1 pseudogene is annotated in these 609 nt (G+C 52.5%); it reads left to right on the forward strand.

Features of this window, described 5'->3' with window-relative positions:
- Nucleotides 1–609 (forward strand): annotated as a pseudogene (locus H8S57_RS18425) (hypothetical protein); the annotation flags it as partial.

Genomic DNA, 609 nt, shown 5'->3' on the forward strand with positions numbered 1-609 from the left:
GTTGAGAAGCATGGCGGTATTGAAAAAGTCCAAAAGCTGATTGCAGACAGTTTGGAGCGCACCGGTCTTTCTCCCCGCTATACCCGACCGGATGAAAAGAAAAAGGACATCTTTCCGCCCAAGGAAAAAGACGAGAACCGGGTCTTTGCCAAAGACCTGATGGGCAACAAGCATTACTACTACCGCTTCTACAACGAAAACGGCATTGAACTCTACACAATGGAGAAGAAACGGGAGTTCTTCCAAACAGTTTATATTCCATGTGACGGGTTTATGGTGGGCATTGACCAGCGGCACCGGCTTGAGGAAGTCCTGAAATGGCTGCCCACGCTGGAGCATGGCATCCGGGGTGAGATCGAGAGGGTTTTCAATCAGAGTATGGAAGCCCCGGACAGGTGGGCTGATCTGGGATTTGCCAATCTGCTTGGACGGTATGAGGAAGCAAAAGCCCACAATGCCCCCATTGCTGCGGAACGGCAGCGGCAAGCTAATGAAAGGCGGGCGCAGCAAGACGCCCGTGAACAGCAGTTGGCACAAGAACGACAGGCCCGTTACGATTCCGCCATCCGTGAGGCCGAAGGAAATATTATGGCGGGAAAGGAGGTGATA

This window comes from Lawsonibacter hominis (genome assembly GCF_014287895.1).
Classification (GTDB): Bacteria; Bacillota; Clostridia; order Oscillospirales; family Oscillospiraceae; genus Lawsonibacter_A; species Lawsonibacter_A hominis.